This window comes from Herminiimonas sp. CN, assembly GCF_000622895.1.
In the GTDB taxonomy this organism is placed as follows: domain Bacteria; phylum Pseudomonadota; class Gammaproteobacteria; order Burkholderiales; family Burkholderiaceae_D; genus AVCC01.
In genome coordinates this window covers 26058-38543 of sequence record NZ_AVCC01000027.1, presented here as the reverse complement: position 1 = coordinate 38543, position 12486 = coordinate 26058, and the positions used below count along the sequence as shown (strand labels likewise).

The window sequence follows — 12486 nt, the reverse complement described above, 5'->3', positions numbered from 1 at the left end:
TCCTGGAAATCCTGGGCCAGAACACCTGTTTCGGCCTGGGCGAGATGCTGCTGGACCGCCCGCATATCGCGCTGGTCAAGACCACCGCTGACTCGATGCTGCTGCATGTCGAGCGCGACGCGATCATGCGCGTGGCGGCGCAGAATTTCGACTTCTCGCGCGAGCTGATGACCTGCGTCGGGCGCCAGTTTTACAGCCTGGTGCGCGATATCGAGGGCTACTCGCAAACCGCCAAGCAGCGCCTGGCGGAATATCTGCTGCGCCAGAGCCGGCGCGAGATCAGCGACGATATCGAGCTGGTCGCCAAGAAATCGCTGATCGCCTCGCGCCTGAGCCTGACGCCGGAAACCCTGTCGCGGCTGTTTCACGACCTGGCTGCCGAAGGCCTGATTGCGATGTCAGGCCGGCGCATCAAGATCCTCGATCACGAGCGGATGTCGGCGGTAATGCCATAATCCCGCAGTCGCATGCGGCAACAAGCCGCGCTTTCGCGCAGCGATCATGACAAAAGGCAAGCCGGCCCGCCGCCATCCCGGCTATTTTCATCTCATGTTGCAACTGCCGAGCAAATGATGAAAACAGCCCCCCCCGATGCCTCCAGCATATCCAACGGCCTCAGCGGCGCCGAAGCTGCGGCCCGGTTGCTGCACTACGGCCCGAATCTGCTCCGGCCGACGCCCCAGCGCGCTTTGGCGCTGCAATTCCTCGCACACTTTCGCAATCCGCTGGTATTGATCCTGCTGGCGGCCAGCGGCATTTCCGCGCTGACCGGCGACGCCAGCGGCTCTGCCATCATCGGCGCAATCGTGCTGATGAGCGTGACGCTGGATTTCGTGCAGGAATACCGTTCCGGACAAACCGCGCAAAAACTGGCCGAACAGGTCGCCGTCAGCGCCAGCGTGCTGCGCGACGGCCAGCCCTGCCAGGTGCCGGTGGCTGCGCTGGTGCCGGGCGATGTGGTGCTGCTGTCGGCCGGCAACCTGATTCCGGCCGACGCCGAACTGCTGCAGGCGCAGGATTTCTTCGTCAACCAGGCCCAGCTCACCGGCGAGCCGTATCCGGTGGAAAAATCGATTGCGGCAGTGACCGCAAACCCGGTCCATGCCGCACCCCGGCCCATCGATGCCGAATCTCCCAATCAGGTCTTCATGGGCAGCTCGGTGGTGAGCGGTTCGGCCCGGGCGCTGGTCGGCCTGACCGGCAGCGCCACCGCGCTGGGACAGATCGCCCACAGCCTGGCGCAGCCGGCGCCGCGCACCGCGTTCGAGCAGGGCACGCGCCATTTCGGCCTGCTGATCATGCGCCTGACCGTGCTGCTGGTGCTGTTTACGCTGCTGGTGAACGTGGCGTTCGCGCGCCCCCTGCTGCAATCGTTCCTGTTCGCGGTGGCGCTGGCGGTCGGCCTGACGCCGGAGCTGCTGCCGATGGTGGTGTCGGTGACGCTGGCGCGCGGCGCCATGCGCATGGCGGCCTGCAAGGTGATCATCAAGCGGCCGTCGGCGATCCAGGACATGGGGGCGATGGACGTGTTCTGCACCGACAAGACCGGCACCCTGACCGAAGCGCGCATCCAGCTGGAGCGCCACGTCGATGCGCAGGGCCGGGATAGCGAACGCGTGCTGCAGCTGGCGTACCTCAACAGTTTTTTCGAGACCGGCCTGAAAAGCCCGCTCGACGACGCGATATTGCAGCACGCCGAAGTCGATGTCTCGGGCTGGCAAAAAATCGATGAAGTTCCGTTCGATTTCGAGCGCCGCCGGGTCTCGGTGCTGGTGCAGAACGCCGAGCTGCGCCTGCTGGCGGTCAAGGGCGCGCCGGAGGACATCCTGCGCCTGTGCACCCAATACGAGGCCGAGGCCGGCGTCTGCAGCGCGCTGGACGACGCGGCGCGGAGCCGCCTCCAGACCAGCTACGATGGCCTGGGACAAGAGGGCTTCCGGGTGCTCGGCATCGCCTGGCGCGCGGTGGCGGCCGACCATCCGCACGCGGTGGTGACCGACGAAACCGAGCTGGTGTTTGCCGGCTTTGCGGCCTTCCTCGATCCGCCCAAAGTCAGTGCCAAGGCCGCGCTGGCGGCGCTGCAGGCCAGCGGCGTGGCGCTCAAGATCGTCACCGGCGACAACGAGCTGGTGACGCGCCATGTCTGCGCGCAACTGGAGCTGACGGTCAGCGGAGTGTTGCTCGGCAGCGAAATTGCGATCATGAACGACGATGCGCTGCGCGCCAGGGTGGATGCCGTCAATCTGTTCTGCCGCGTCAATCCGGCCCAGAAAAACCGCATCCTGCTGGCGCTCAAGGCCCGCGGCCATGTGGTCGGCTACCTGGGCGACGGCATCAACGACGCGCCCTCGCTGCACACCGCCGATATCGGCATCTCGGTCGCCGGCGCGGTCGACGTGGCGCGTCAGGCCGCCTCCATGATCCTGCTGGAGCAGGACCTGATGGTGCTGCACGCCGGCATCCTGGAAGGCCGCCGCACCTTCGGCAACGTGATGAAGTACATCATGATGGCCACCAGCTCGAACTTCGGCAACATGTTCAGCATGGCGGCAGCGACCCTGTTCCTGCCGTTCCTGCCGATGCTGCCGATGCAGATCCTGCTCAACAACCTGCTCTACGACGTGTCGGAAATCCCGCTGCCGCTCGATCATGTGGATGCCGAAGACCTGGCCCGCCCGCGGCGCTGGGACATGGGCTTCATCCGCAACTTCATGCTGACCATCGGGCCGATCAGTTCGCTGTTCGACTTCCTTACCTTCTATCTGCTGCTGCACTGGTTCAAGGCCGATCCGGCGCTATTTCGCACCGGCTGGTTCGTCGAATCGATTGCCACCCAGGTGCTGGTGATCTTCATCATCCGGACCCGCCGCAATCCGCTGCGCAGCCGGCCCAATCCCTGGCTGACCGCCACCTCGCTGGGGGTGCTGGCCTGCGCCATGGCGTTGCCGTTTACGCCGGCCGCGCCCTACCTCGGCTTTACCGCGCTGCCGCCGCAATTCTTCTTCGTGCTGGCCGGTCTGGCGCTGGCATACCTGGCCATGGTGGAATTCGGCAAGCGGCGCTTTTACCGCCGGCTGGCGCACCCGTGACGGCCTGACGCGCGCTGCGACCCGCCGCTGGCCCCGGATATCCGCCAGACGAACCGAAGGATGCGCGGCCCGGGCTGCGCATCCGGCCCAGCTATTGCTCGTGCAACATGAATCCGCAAGTCTGCACGCTCCGGCCGGCAAAAATGACGGCAGAATCTCGATTTTTCATAAAAAATTCCCGCTAAACGGGAATTTAATTTGCAGCTATGAGAATTGAGCCTGATCATAAGCCCATGCAAAAAATCATTCCACCAGATCGCGAGAAACCGGATGCGGCCACCGCCATCAGCGAACGGCCGCTGATGGTGCTGTCGATCATTGCCAGGCACGGCAAGCCGGTCACCGTAAAGCAGCTCCGGGAAGCGACGGGGTTGCCTCAAAGCACGCTATACCGCCATTTGCTGCCGCTCAAGAAATGGGGCCTGGTGCAGGAGCAGGACAATCTGTACGCGCCGGGTCCGCTCAGCGTGCAACTGGCCTGGGGCTTTGACCACACCTCCTACCTGGTGGGCAACGCGCGCGCCGAAATGGAAAAGCTGGCGGCGAAATGCGGCGAAAGCGTGGGCCTGATGGTGGCCGTCAACAACCAGGTGATGTGCCTGGACATGGTGGAAAGCCAGCAATCCTTGCGCTGCTCGTTTTCCAAGGGGCGCTCGCATCCGCTGCTGCGCGGCGCTTCCGCCAAGTCCCTGCTGGCGCATTTGCCGGCACTGGCGGCGGATGCGGTGATTGCCGCTTCGCTGCCGGATCAAGCCAGGGAAGAGCAGTGCCTGCGCGACGAATTGGCGCAGATACGGGCGCAGGGGTATGCGGTGAGCGAGGGCGAAGTGGACATGGGGGTGTGGGGCGTCGGCGCACCCATTTTCGACAAGTCGCATCAATTGGTAGGCGCCATTTCCCTGATGTCGCCCGCCATCCGGGCCGAAGGCCGGCAACAGGTATTGATTGCGCTGACGGTCAAGGCTGCGTTCGCAATCAGCGAGCGCCTGAAACTGTATTGAACTGAACTGTACTGAGTTACGCATCATCCAAACACCGGCATTTAATTTTCTAAATAAATTTCCAAAGGAGACAAAATGAATCACCGTCGTTTTTTCATCGCACTGCTGGCCGCCGCCGGTTTCGTCATGCCGATGCTGGCAAAGGCCCAATCCGCAGGCGTCATCCGGGTCGCAACCGATGCCACTTTCCCGCCCTTCGAGTTCTCCAAGGACGGCAAACGCACCGGCTTCGACGTCGAACTGGTCGAGACCCTGGCCAAAACCATGGGCAAGAAGGTCGAATGGACCGACATCGACTTCAAGGGCCTGATTCCGGGGCTGGTGTCGAAACGCTTCGACGTCGCCGCTTCGGCGATCTACATCACGGAAGACCGGCGCAAGGTGGTCGACTTCACCGACCCGTATTACCCGGGCGGCCTGGTGATGGTAGTCAGGAGTGGCAACACCACCATACAGAAGCCGGCCGACATGGTAGGCAAGAAAGTCGCGGTGCAGGTCGGCACCAAATCGGTCGGCTACCTGAAGGAATTCTTCCCCCAGGTCGAGCGGGTGGAAGTCGAAAAGAATCAGGAAATGTTCAATCTGGTTGAAATCGGACGCGCCGATGCCGCAGTCACCGGCAAGCCGGCCGCATTGCAATATGCCAAGGCCCGCCCCGGCGTGAAAGTGATCGACAAGCAGGTCAGCATCGAACTATACGGCCTGGCCGTGCGCAAGGACACCCCCGAGCTGACCCAGGCCCTGAATGTGGCGCTGAAAAAATCCAAGCTGGACGGCAGCTACGACCGGCTGGTCAAGAAGTGGCTGGCTGCGTCTGCGAAATAATCGCGGCACAGATATCGATTGTGAATGAGGAGAAATGCAATTGAGCTTTGATTTTTTACCGGTTCTTGCCGGCTGGAACGAGTTGGCGCACGGCACCCTGGTGACGGTGGAAATTACGTCGGCGTCGCTGCTGTTGGGTTGCGTGCTGGGCTTGCTGGTCGGGATGGGCCGGCTGGACCCGGGCAAGCGGCTGATCTACGCCATCTGTTCGACCTATGTCACCTTCATCCGCGGCACGCCGCTGCTGGTGCAGTTGTTTTTGCTGTTCTTCGGCTTGCCGGCGTTCGACATCCTGCTGCCGGCCTTCGTCTGCGGCATTCTCGGGCTGGGGGTCTATTCCGGCGCCTACGTCTCGGAAATTGTCCGGGGCGCGATTCAATCGATCGACAAGGGGCAGATGGAAGCGGCGCGTTCGCTCGGCATGTCGTCCGGCACCGCGATGCGCACGATCATCCTGCCGCAAGCGGTGGTGCGCATGATCCCGCCGCTGGGCAATGAGTTCATTGCACTGATCAAGAACTCGGCCCTGGTGTCGTTGCTGACCATCGCCGACCTGATGCACGAAGGGCAGAAAATCATCAGCGTTTCGTATCGCTCGCTGGAAGTGTATCTAGCCATCGCCCTGGTGTATCTGGTGTTAACCACCGTCACCAGCAAAATATTGCAAAGAATTGAGCGGCACTTACGCGCAGGAGGAACGGTGCAATGAAGCAACCCATCATCAAACTCAGCGGTCTGGGAAAATCGTTTTCGGGCAACCGCATCTTGCATGGCATCGACATGGAAGTGCAGCCGTCCCAGGTGATCGTCATCATCGGGCCCAGCGGCTCGGGGAAAAGCACCTTGCTGCGCTGCTGCAACGGCCTGGAAGTGGCGGAAGAAGGCAGCATTGAAATCTGCGATCAGAAGCTGCTGACCGACGGCCGCATGCTGCCCGACCATTCCTTGAACCATCTGCGGGAACACGTCGGCATGGTGTTTCAATCGTTCAACCTGTTCCCGCATTTGTCGGTACTGGAAAATGTAACGGTCGGGCCGCACAAGATTCAAGGCGTGGACAAGCATGCCGCGGAAACCCAGGCCCGCGCGCTGCTGGCCAAGGTCGGGCTGGAGCACAAGGCGGACGCCATGCCGGCGACGCTGTCCGGCGGCCAGAAGCAGCGGGTCGCGATCGCCCGCGCGCTGGCGATGAAGCCGCAAGTCATGCTGTTCGACGAGCCGACTTCGGCGCTGGACCCGGAACTGGTGGGCGAAGTGCTGCAGGTAATGAAGGCGCTTGCCAACGAGGGCATGACGATGCTGGTGGTCACGCATGAAATGGGCTTCGCGCGCGAAGTGGCGGATGTCGTGGTGGTGATGGATCAGGGCCGCATCGTCGAATCCGGCGCGCCGGACCAGATCTTCGTGCAGCCGCGCGAAGAGCGCACCCGCAGCTTCCTGCAGGCGGTGCTGTCGCGCAACCAGCAAAGCAACGGTGCATGATGGACCAACTGCTCTGGGCCGGACGGCAGGATGCCGACAGCGCAGGCGATACCCGTCGCCTGCATCAGGTGGTGCAACCGTTCGATGAAGCATCCGAAGGCGGCGCAGCCCTGATCGGCTTTGCCTGCGACGAAGGGGTGCGCCGCAATCATGGCCGCGTCGGTGCGGCGCAGGGGCCGGATGCGATCCGCCGCATGCTGGCCAACCTTCCTGCGCACGGCATCGGGCGCTTGTTCGACGCCGGCAACATCGCCTGCACTGATGGCGCGCTGGAACAGGCGCAACTGCGCCTGGCCGGCCAGGTGCAGCAAGCCCTGGTGCAGCAAGCCTTCCCGGTGGTTTTGGGCGGCGGCCATGAGGTCGCCTACGGCACCTTCATAGGCATCGCCCGGCATCTCGGGCCGGCCTTGCGTAGCGGCCGCCTGCTGATCGTCAACTTCGACGCCCATTTCGATTTGCGGCAAGCTGACCAAGCCAGTTCGGGCACGCCGTTCCGCCAGATTGCACAGTGGTGCGAGCAGGCCGGGGTCGCGTTCCACTACCTATGCTACGGCATCAGCCGGCTGGGCAACACGCCGGCCCTGTTTGCCCGCGCCCGGGAACTGGGCGTGCACTTCAGCCTCGACAGCGAGATCGCTTTCGGCAACCTGGCCGATTTCGGGCAGGAGTTGCAGCAGCAGCTCGCCGCAGCCAGCCATGTGTATCTGACGATCGACCTGGATGTGCTGCCGGCCGAAAAGGCGCCGGGGGTTTCCGCCCCTGCGGCCTATGGCGTGCCACTCGAAAAGGTTGAATACCTGGTGCGGCTGGCCAAGGATTCCGGCAAGCTGATCGCAGCCGACATTGCCGAATGCAATCCGAGCTTCGATCGCGACGGGCTGACCGCAAAAGTGGCGGCGCGCCTGGCCCATACCTTACTGCAAGACAATTGAATTTCAGGCTCTTGCCGCAGGCATCCCGCCCCCTCCTGTCCGGCTGCAGCCGGCGCAGGCGGGCGGCGCCGCTCGTGCTGACCAAGGCCGGCCAGCGCATCCAGCCCTGGAAAAATGGCGGCGGCACCACGCGCGAAGTGCTGCGCTACCCGCACGGCAGCAGCATGGACGATTTCGGGTGGCGCATCAGCGTGGCAACCGTCCGCAGCGCCGGCCCGTTTTCGTTCTTCCCCGGCATCGACCGCTCGCTGGCCCTGATTGAAGGCGAAGCGCTGTTGCTGCAGCACCCCGAACAGCGCTCCCGGCGAATCCTGACCACCCGCACCCCGGCGCTCGTCTTCAGCGGCGAGGAGCCGATCGATTCCTGCCTGCCGGCGGGAGCCGTGACCGACTTTAACGTCATGACGCGGCGGCAGCAGTTCACGCACCGGCTCGACCGGCTGGCGCTGGCCGGCGCAGTCTGCATCCCCCGCCCCGGCCATGCCAGCCTGCTGTATGTGGTGCGCGGCACACCGTGCATCCTGGCGCCGCACCTGCCCGCAGCCCAACTGGCGCCCGGCGATGCCGTGCTGCTGACCGCAGCCGGCCAGCCGCTTATCCTGCATGCCGCGCACGCGGAAATCATGCTAGTCGATATATTCCCGCAAGCCTGATCCAGCGCGGCGCTTAGGCGCCGCTGCGCTGCAGCCATTCCAGCGCGCCGCGCCCGGCCGCGCGGCCGCTGGCGAAGCAGGCGCTCAGCAGATAGCCACCGGTCGGCGCTTCCCAGTCCAGCATTTCGCCGGCGCAAAATACGCCCGGCAGCGCTTTGAGCATCAGATCCGGTCCCAGCGCCTCGAAGCGCACCCCGCCGGCGCTGCTGATCGCTTCATCGAGCGGGCGCGCTGCGCTCAAGGTCAGCGGCAGCGCCTTGATCCTGGCCGCCAGCACTGCCGGCTGGGCGAAGTCTTCCTTGCTGACCAGTTCGCGCAGCAGGCCGGACTTCACGCCGCCAATGTTGAGGCGGCTTTGCAGGTGGCTGGCGATCGAGCGCGCGCCGCGCGGCCGATGGAGTTCTGCGCTGACGCGCTCCAGCGTCCAGTCGGGCGCCAGGTCGAGCAGCACGGTGGCGCTGCCGCGGGCCGCGATGGCGTCGCGGATGGCGGCCGAAAACGCATAGATCAGGCTGCCTTCGACCCCGTGTTCGGTAATCACGAACTGGCCTTTGCGGGGCGGCATCTGCGCGTCGCCGCCGGCCAGGCTGAGCGCCACCGTGCTCAACGGGGAACCGGCGTAGCGGCTGCTGAAATGCGCGCTCCACGCGCACTCGAAGCCGCAATTCGACGGCTGCAGCGGCGCCACTTCGACCCCGCGCGCGGCCAGCAGCGGCAGCCAGGCGCCGTCGGAGCCGAGCCGGGCCCAACTGCCGCCGCCCAGCGCCAGCACCACCGCATCCGGCCGCACCAGCGCGGCGCCATCGGCAGCGGCAAAGCGCAGCGCGCCGTCGTCATCCCAGCCGCGCCAGCGCTGGCGCATGTGGAAGCGCACCCCGGCTGCGCGCAGGCGCTGCAGCCAGGCGCGCAACAGCGGCGCGGCCTTCATGTCGGCCGGAAAAACGCGGCCGGAACTGCCGACGAAGGTCGCCACGCCCAGCCCAGCCGCCCATTGGCGCAACGCCTCCGGCCCGAAAGCCTCCAGCAGCGGCGCAAGCTGCGCCCGGCGCGCGCCGTAGCGCGTCAGGAAGGCCTCGAACGGCTCGGCGTGGGTAATGTTCATGCCGCCCTTGCCGGCCAGCAAAAACTTGCGCCCGACCGACGGCATCGCGTCATACAGGTCGACCTGAATCTGATCGTTTTTGCCGCCCTGGGCCAAAATCTCGGCCGCCATCAAGCCGGCCGGGCCGCCGCCGACGATGACGACCCGGCGCACGCCGGTGTCGGAAGAAATCATGGAGTCTTTCATTATTCAAAACTTGTGAAAATCATCGACGATGTCGTCGGAATCTGCTGAAAAAACATGTTTTGCGCAACAAAACACTAATCGCATTTGACAAAACAAGCGCCGCGTCCTAAACCACAGTCAGCCCCAAACCAACAGGAGACTGCCATGACCACCGATATCGGGTATTTTCGCACTGCCATGTCGACCGGCGAAGAGTTCCAGTGGACGCTGTTCTGGAACGGTTCCGGCTGGGAAATCCACGCTTACCGCGATCCCGAGCAGGCACCTTGCCCATTGCGCACCGCGCGCGATGAAATCCGCGAATTGCAAACGCTGGACGCCGCCGCCGGCGTCCTCAAAACCCTCGGCGTGGGCCGGTTTGCGGTCGATCAGAACCGCAGTCTGCAGCACGAGGAGCACGCGCTCGCCGGCGGCGATCAATGCATCGGCACCTGAGCGGCTTATTTTTATGAGTAGGGTGCGCCATGCGCCCCCTACTGTTTAAAACCAGCCCAGCAATTTGGCCAGCGCCATCAGCAAAAAAGCCGCGCTCAGAACAAAGCAGATGCCGCGATTGAAGACGAACGACGGCAATTTGCGCCTTGCGCCGGCGGAAAAGCTGCCGGCGGCGAGGCCGAAGTACAGGCACAGGCAGGCCAGAAAAACCATGCCGGCGATGTCGTACCAGGGGATCGGGGTGCCGTTGATAGGTTGCATAAGCGCGTAATCCGAAAGTGAGTAGGTCAGGTTAGTTTTTTTCCGCCGCATAACTGGCACTGGCAGCAGCAGTGCTGCCCGGCCACGGCAGCTTGCCGTGCGCATCGACCTGCGTCAGATACAGGCGCAGGTCGAATTCGTACTGGTGGTAATCGGGTTCCATGTGGGTGCAGAGCTGGTAGAACGCCTTGTCGTGCTGCTTTTCCTTCAGGTGCGCCAGTTCGTGCACCGCGATCATCTTCAGAAATTCCAGCGGCACTTCGCGAAACAGCGCGGCAATCCGGATTTCGCGCTTGGCCTTGAGCTTGCTGCCCTGCACCCGCGAGATCGCGGTATGCAAGCCCAGCGCATGCTGAATCACTTCGATCTTGCTGTCGAACGCGACCTTCGACAGCGGCGCGGCGTTGCGCAGGAAGTCGTTCTTCAGCGCCACCACGTAGTCGTACAGCGCGCGGTCGGTGCGGACATCGTGCAGGCGGCGGTACTTTTGCAGCAGGATCGCGCCCAGCCGGTCCTGCGCCAGCAGCGTGCGCACCTGGCTCTTGATGTCATCCGGGTAACCGGTCAGATATTTCATGCGGGTCCGAGTCGCAGGCGTGCCCCTGCGCTTTTAATTAATTATTTTGCTGGAGTATGTAAAATTTCATCGCATATTCCGCAGTATTTTATTGCGACTTCTGAAAATACATGGATATGTATATATTTTTATCGAAATCCGCTCAAGCGCCCTCGAAAACCCCGGCGCAACGGTTTTTCTGCACCTTGTCCCAGCCGAACACGCGCCCGTTCATCGCCACATAGACACCCGCCGGCAGCGTTTGCGCGACCCCGACCGCAAAGCCGAGGTTGAACAGCGCGTCGGAACCGGCGATCTCGTACGGAATCATCGCGCCGGTCAGGATCACGGTCTTGCCGAGCGCGGCCGCGCCCAGCACCGCCGCGCTGTCGCGCATGGTATCGGTGCCGTGGACGATGACGATCGCGGCCTCGCTCGCTTGGCGGCAGCTGGCCAGCAGGCGCTGGCGATCGGCGTCCTGCATCTCCAGCGAATCGAGCAGCGGCAGCACTTCCAGCGTGTGCGCCAGCGTGATGCGGCTGCGCCGCAGCGCCGCCGGCAGGTGGCTGTCGCCGAAGCCGAGCTGGCCGGCGATCTCGTCGTAATGCTTGTCGAAGGTGCCGCCGCTGGCAATGATGCGTAATCTCATGTTGCAACCAGGTTAAATGAATTCAATGGGAGTATGCGCCATACTCATGCAGTTTTCGCCCTGTTTCATTGTGGGATTAAAAATACAGAATAGTGTATGCAATTCACGCAGCCGGCGCGCGCTTGACGAAAAACAGCGCGGCGCCGACCGCCACCAGCACCCCGCCGAAGAAGCGGTTTTGCCGCCGGACCATGCGCGGGTCGCGGAAAAAGCGCTGCATCGCGGACGCCGCAAAGGCGTAACCGTGCATCACCATCAGATCGACTCCGCACATGGTGACGCCCAGGATCAGCAGTTGCGGCAGCAGCGGCGCATGCTGGGTGATGAACTGCGGCAACACGGCAACCATGAAGATGATGCCTTTCGGGTTGGTCACGTTGGTCAAGAAACCGGTCAGGAAGCGTTTGCGCAAACTCGGCACAGCACTGGGCTGCAATGCCGGCTGCGCGGCCTCGGCATCGGGACGGACCGCGACCCTGACGCGCCACTGGCTCACGCCCAGATACATCAGGTACACGGCGCCGACGGTCTTGACCAGGCTGAACGCGACTTCGGACGCCAGCAGGATAGAGCCGACGCCGGCGCCGGCAATCAGCAGAATCAGCAGCAGCCCGGCCTGCAGCCCGGCAATGGTGGCACTGGTCCGTTTGACGCCGTACGACAAGCCGTGCGACATCGACAGCACCGCGCCGGAGCCGGGCGAGACCGCGATGACCCAGGCGGCGAAAAAGAACGTGATCCAGGTAGCAAAAGTCATGTCAGCGCACTTTCAAAGAGGTAAAAAAGGTATCGGCCGCATCGGCGCCGATGGCATCCATCGCGCTGCTGCGGCCGACCATGATGGCCTGATAAACCCGCTGCTCGCGGGCGGCAAAACGCGCCAGCAGCCGGGCCGGCTCCCGGCCGCTGCCGATGCTGCCGCTGGCCACGATATCGACGCTGCTGCCGGTGGCGCGCTCGCTGCGGACGCTGCCGTTGATGTTGCGCACCAGTGCCAGCTGCATCGCCTGCAACGCTTTGGGCGCCAGCGCCGCGTCCGGCAAGGCGATGGCGCCGACCGCGAAAGTGACGCCATCGACTTCGGCTGCGGTCATCGACATCGTGACCCGGATGCCGTCGAGGTCGATAGTGCGCGCCAGCGTGGCCGGCTTGGCCGGCAGCAGCACGGCAAAGCGCGCATCGGCATCCTGCACCTGGCGCCAGTTCAGGCGCGGGCTGCAGCCGGTGAGGGCCGACAAAACGGCCAGCAGGGCAGCCAGCAGCTTCAGGCGGGGTAGGAAAAACGGCAGCGCAGTCATCGATGAGCGGTTGGAGC

Annotated in this window: 15 protein-coding genes; 9 read left to right on the top strand and 6 right to left on the bottom strand. The window is 63.8% G+C overall.

Going from position 1 to position 12486, the window contains the following annotated elements:
* The 8 genes from HMCN_RS0108095 to HMCN_RS0108060 all read left to right on the top strand — a co-directional run.
* A partial coding sequence (locus tag HMCN_RS0108095) for a Crp/Fnr family transcriptional regulator (RefSeq protein WP_025916908.1) occupies nucleotides 1-455 on the top strand: 455 nt, incomplete at its 5' end.
* Between the two features lie 117 nt (nucleotides 456-572).
* On the top strand, nucleotides 573-3089 hold the full coding sequence (gene mgtA, locus HMCN_RS0108090) for a magnesium-translocating P-type ATPase (protein WP_202962654.1): 2517 nt from the start codon (nucleotides 573-575) through the stop codon (nucleotides 3087-3089).
* A 233-nt stretch (nucleotides 3090-3322) separates the two neighbouring features.
* A complete protein-coding gene (locus HMCN_RS0108085) occupies nucleotides 3323-4090 on the top strand; it encodes an IclR family transcriptional regulator (RefSeq protein WP_025916906.1) in 768 nt (255 codons plus the stop codon).
* Between the two features lie 75 nt (nucleotides 4091-4165).
* On the top strand, nucleotides 4166-4915 hold the full coding sequence (locus HMCN_RS0108080; RefSeq protein WP_025916905.1) for a transporter substrate-binding domain-containing protein: 750 nt from the start codon (nucleotides 4166-4168) through the stop codon (nucleotides 4913-4915).
* 40 nt (nucleotides 4916-4955) lie between these two features.
* Nucleotides 4956-5624, top strand: a complete 669-nt coding sequence (locus HMCN_RS0108075) for an amino acid ABC transporter permease (RefSeq protein ID WP_025916904.1) — start codon at nucleotides 4956-4958, stop codon at nucleotides 5622-5624.
* On the top strand, nucleotides 5621-6397 hold the full coding sequence (locus HMCN_RS0108070; RefSeq protein ID WP_025916903.1) for an amino acid ABC transporter ATP-binding protein: 777 nt from the start codon (nucleotides 5621-5623) through the stop codon (nucleotides 6395-6397). Before HMCN_RS0108075 ends, HMCN_RS0108070 begins: the two co-directional genes overlap by 4 nt.
* Nucleotides 6397-7329 (top strand): formimidoylglutamase, encoded by a 933-nt coding sequence (gene hutG, locus HMCN_RS0108065; protein WP_025916902.1) that lies wholly within the window; start codon nucleotides 6397-6399, stop codon nucleotides 7327-7329. The genes HMCN_RS0108070 and hutG overlap by 1 nt, the downstream gene beginning before the upstream one ends.
* On the top strand, nucleotides 7326-7982 hold the full coding sequence (locus HMCN_RS0108060) for a HutD family protein (RefSeq protein WP_025916901.1): 657 nt from the start codon (nucleotides 7326-7328) through the stop codon (nucleotides 7980-7982). The genes hutG and HMCN_RS0108060 overlap by 4 nt, the downstream gene beginning before the upstream one ends.
* Before the next feature lie 13 nt (nucleotides 7983-7995).
* Here the strand turns inward: HMCN_RS0108060 and HMCN_RS0108055 are convergent, their stop codons facing one another.
* Nucleotides 7996-9258, bottom strand: a complete 1263-nt coding sequence (locus tag HMCN_RS0108055; protein WP_025916900.1) for a TIGR03862 family flavoprotein — start codon at nucleotides 9256-9258, stop codon at nucleotides 7996-7998.
* Between the two features lie 156 nt (nucleotides 9259-9414).
* On the opposite strand from HMCN_RS0108055, the gene HMCN_RS0108050 reads away from it, so the two are divergent.
* Entirely contained in the window at nucleotides 9415-9705 is a 291-nt protein-coding gene (locus tag HMCN_RS0108050) for a hypothetical protein (protein WP_025916899.1), read from the top strand.
* 45 nt (nucleotides 9706-9750) lie between these two features.
* On the opposite strand, the gene HMCN_RS0108045 is transcribed toward HMCN_RS0108050, so the two are convergent.
* The 5 genes from HMCN_RS0108045 to HMCN_RS0108025 all read right to left on the bottom strand — a co-directional run bounded on the left by HMCN_RS0108045 (nucleotide 9751) and on the right by HMCN_RS0108025 (nucleotide 12469).
* A complete protein-coding gene (locus tag HMCN_RS0108045) occupies nucleotides 9751-9966 on the bottom strand; it encodes a hypothetical protein (protein ID WP_025916898.1) in 216 nt (71 codons plus the stop codon).
* 31 nt (nucleotides 9967-9997) lie between these two features.
* Nucleotides 9998-10543 (bottom strand): YgjP-like metallopeptidase domain-containing protein, encoded by a 546-nt coding sequence (locus HMCN_RS0108040; protein WP_025916897.1) that lies wholly within the window; start codon nucleotides 10541-10543, stop codon nucleotides 9998-10000.
* Between the two features lie 142 nt (nucleotides 10544-10685).
* Nucleotides 10686-11171 (bottom strand): asparaginase domain-containing protein, encoded by a 486-nt coding sequence (locus HMCN_RS0108035; protein ID WP_025916896.1) that lies wholly within the window; start codon nucleotides 11169-11171, stop codon nucleotides 10686-10688.
* Nucleotides 11172-11274: 103 nt separating this feature from the next.
* Nucleotides 11275-11928 (bottom strand): LysE family transporter, encoded by a 654-nt coding sequence (locus tag HMCN_RS0108030; protein ID WP_025916895.1) that lies wholly within the window; start codon nucleotides 11926-11928, stop codon nucleotides 11275-11277.
* 1 nt (nucleotide 11929) lies between these two features.
* Nucleotides 11930-12469, bottom strand: a complete 540-nt coding sequence (locus HMCN_RS0108025; protein ID WP_025916894.1) for a hypothetical protein — start codon at nucleotides 12467-12469, stop codon at nucleotides 11930-11932.
* Nucleotides 12470-12486: the final 17 nt, after the last annotated feature.

What these genes read in the sequence shown, in the direction of transcription:
- HMCN_RS0108050 (WP_025916899.1), top strand. Translation starts at nt 9,415, where the DNA reads ATGACCACCGATATCGGGTATTTTCGCACTGCCATGTCGACCGGCGAA.
- mgtA (WP_202962654.1), top strand. Translation starts at nt 573, where the DNA reads ATGAAAACAGCCCCCCCCGATGCCTCCAGCATATCCAACGGCCTCAGC.
- HMCN_RS0108080 (WP_025916905.1), top strand. Translation starts at nt 4,166, where the DNA reads ATGAATCACCGTCGTTTTTTCATCGCACTGCTGGCCGCCGCCGGTTTC.
- HMCN_RS0108025 (WP_025916894.1), bottom strand. Translation starts at nt 12,469, where the DNA reads ATGACTGCGCTGCCGTTTTTCCTACCCCGCCTGAAGCTGCTGGCTGCC.
- HMCN_RS0108040 (WP_025916897.1), bottom strand. Translation starts at nt 10,543, where the DNA reads ATGAAATATCTGACCGGTTACCCGGATGACATCAAGAGCCAGGTGCGC.
- HMCN_RS0108035 (WP_025916896.1), bottom strand. Translation starts at nt 11,171, where the DNA reads ATGAGATTACGCATCATTGCCAGCGGCGGCACCTTCGACAAGCATTAC.
- HMCN_RS0108070 (WP_025916903.1), top strand. Translation starts at nt 5,621, where the DNA reads ATGAAGCAACCCATCATCAAACTCAGCGGTCTGGGAAAATCGTTTTCG.
- HMCN_RS0108085 (WP_025916906.1), top strand. Translation starts at nt 3,323, where the DNA reads ATGCAAAAAATCATTCCACCAGATCGCGAGAAACCGGATGCGGCCACC.
- HMCN_RS0108055 (WP_025916900.1), bottom strand. Translation starts at nt 9,258, where the DNA reads ATGATTTCTTCCGACACCGGCGTGCGCCGGGTCGTCATCGTCGGCGGC.
- hutG (WP_025916902.1), top strand. Translation starts at nt 6,397, where the DNA reads ATGGACCAACTGCTCTGGGCCGGACGGCAGGATGCCGACAGCGCAGGC.
- HMCN_RS0108030 (WP_025916895.1), bottom strand. Translation starts at nt 11,928, where the DNA reads ATGACTTTTGCTACCTGGATCACGTTCTTTTTCGCCGCCTGGGTCATC.
- HMCN_RS0108045 (WP_025916898.1), bottom strand. Translation starts at nt 9,966, where the DNA reads ATGCAACCTATCAACGGCACCCCGATCCCCTGGTACGACATCGCCGGC.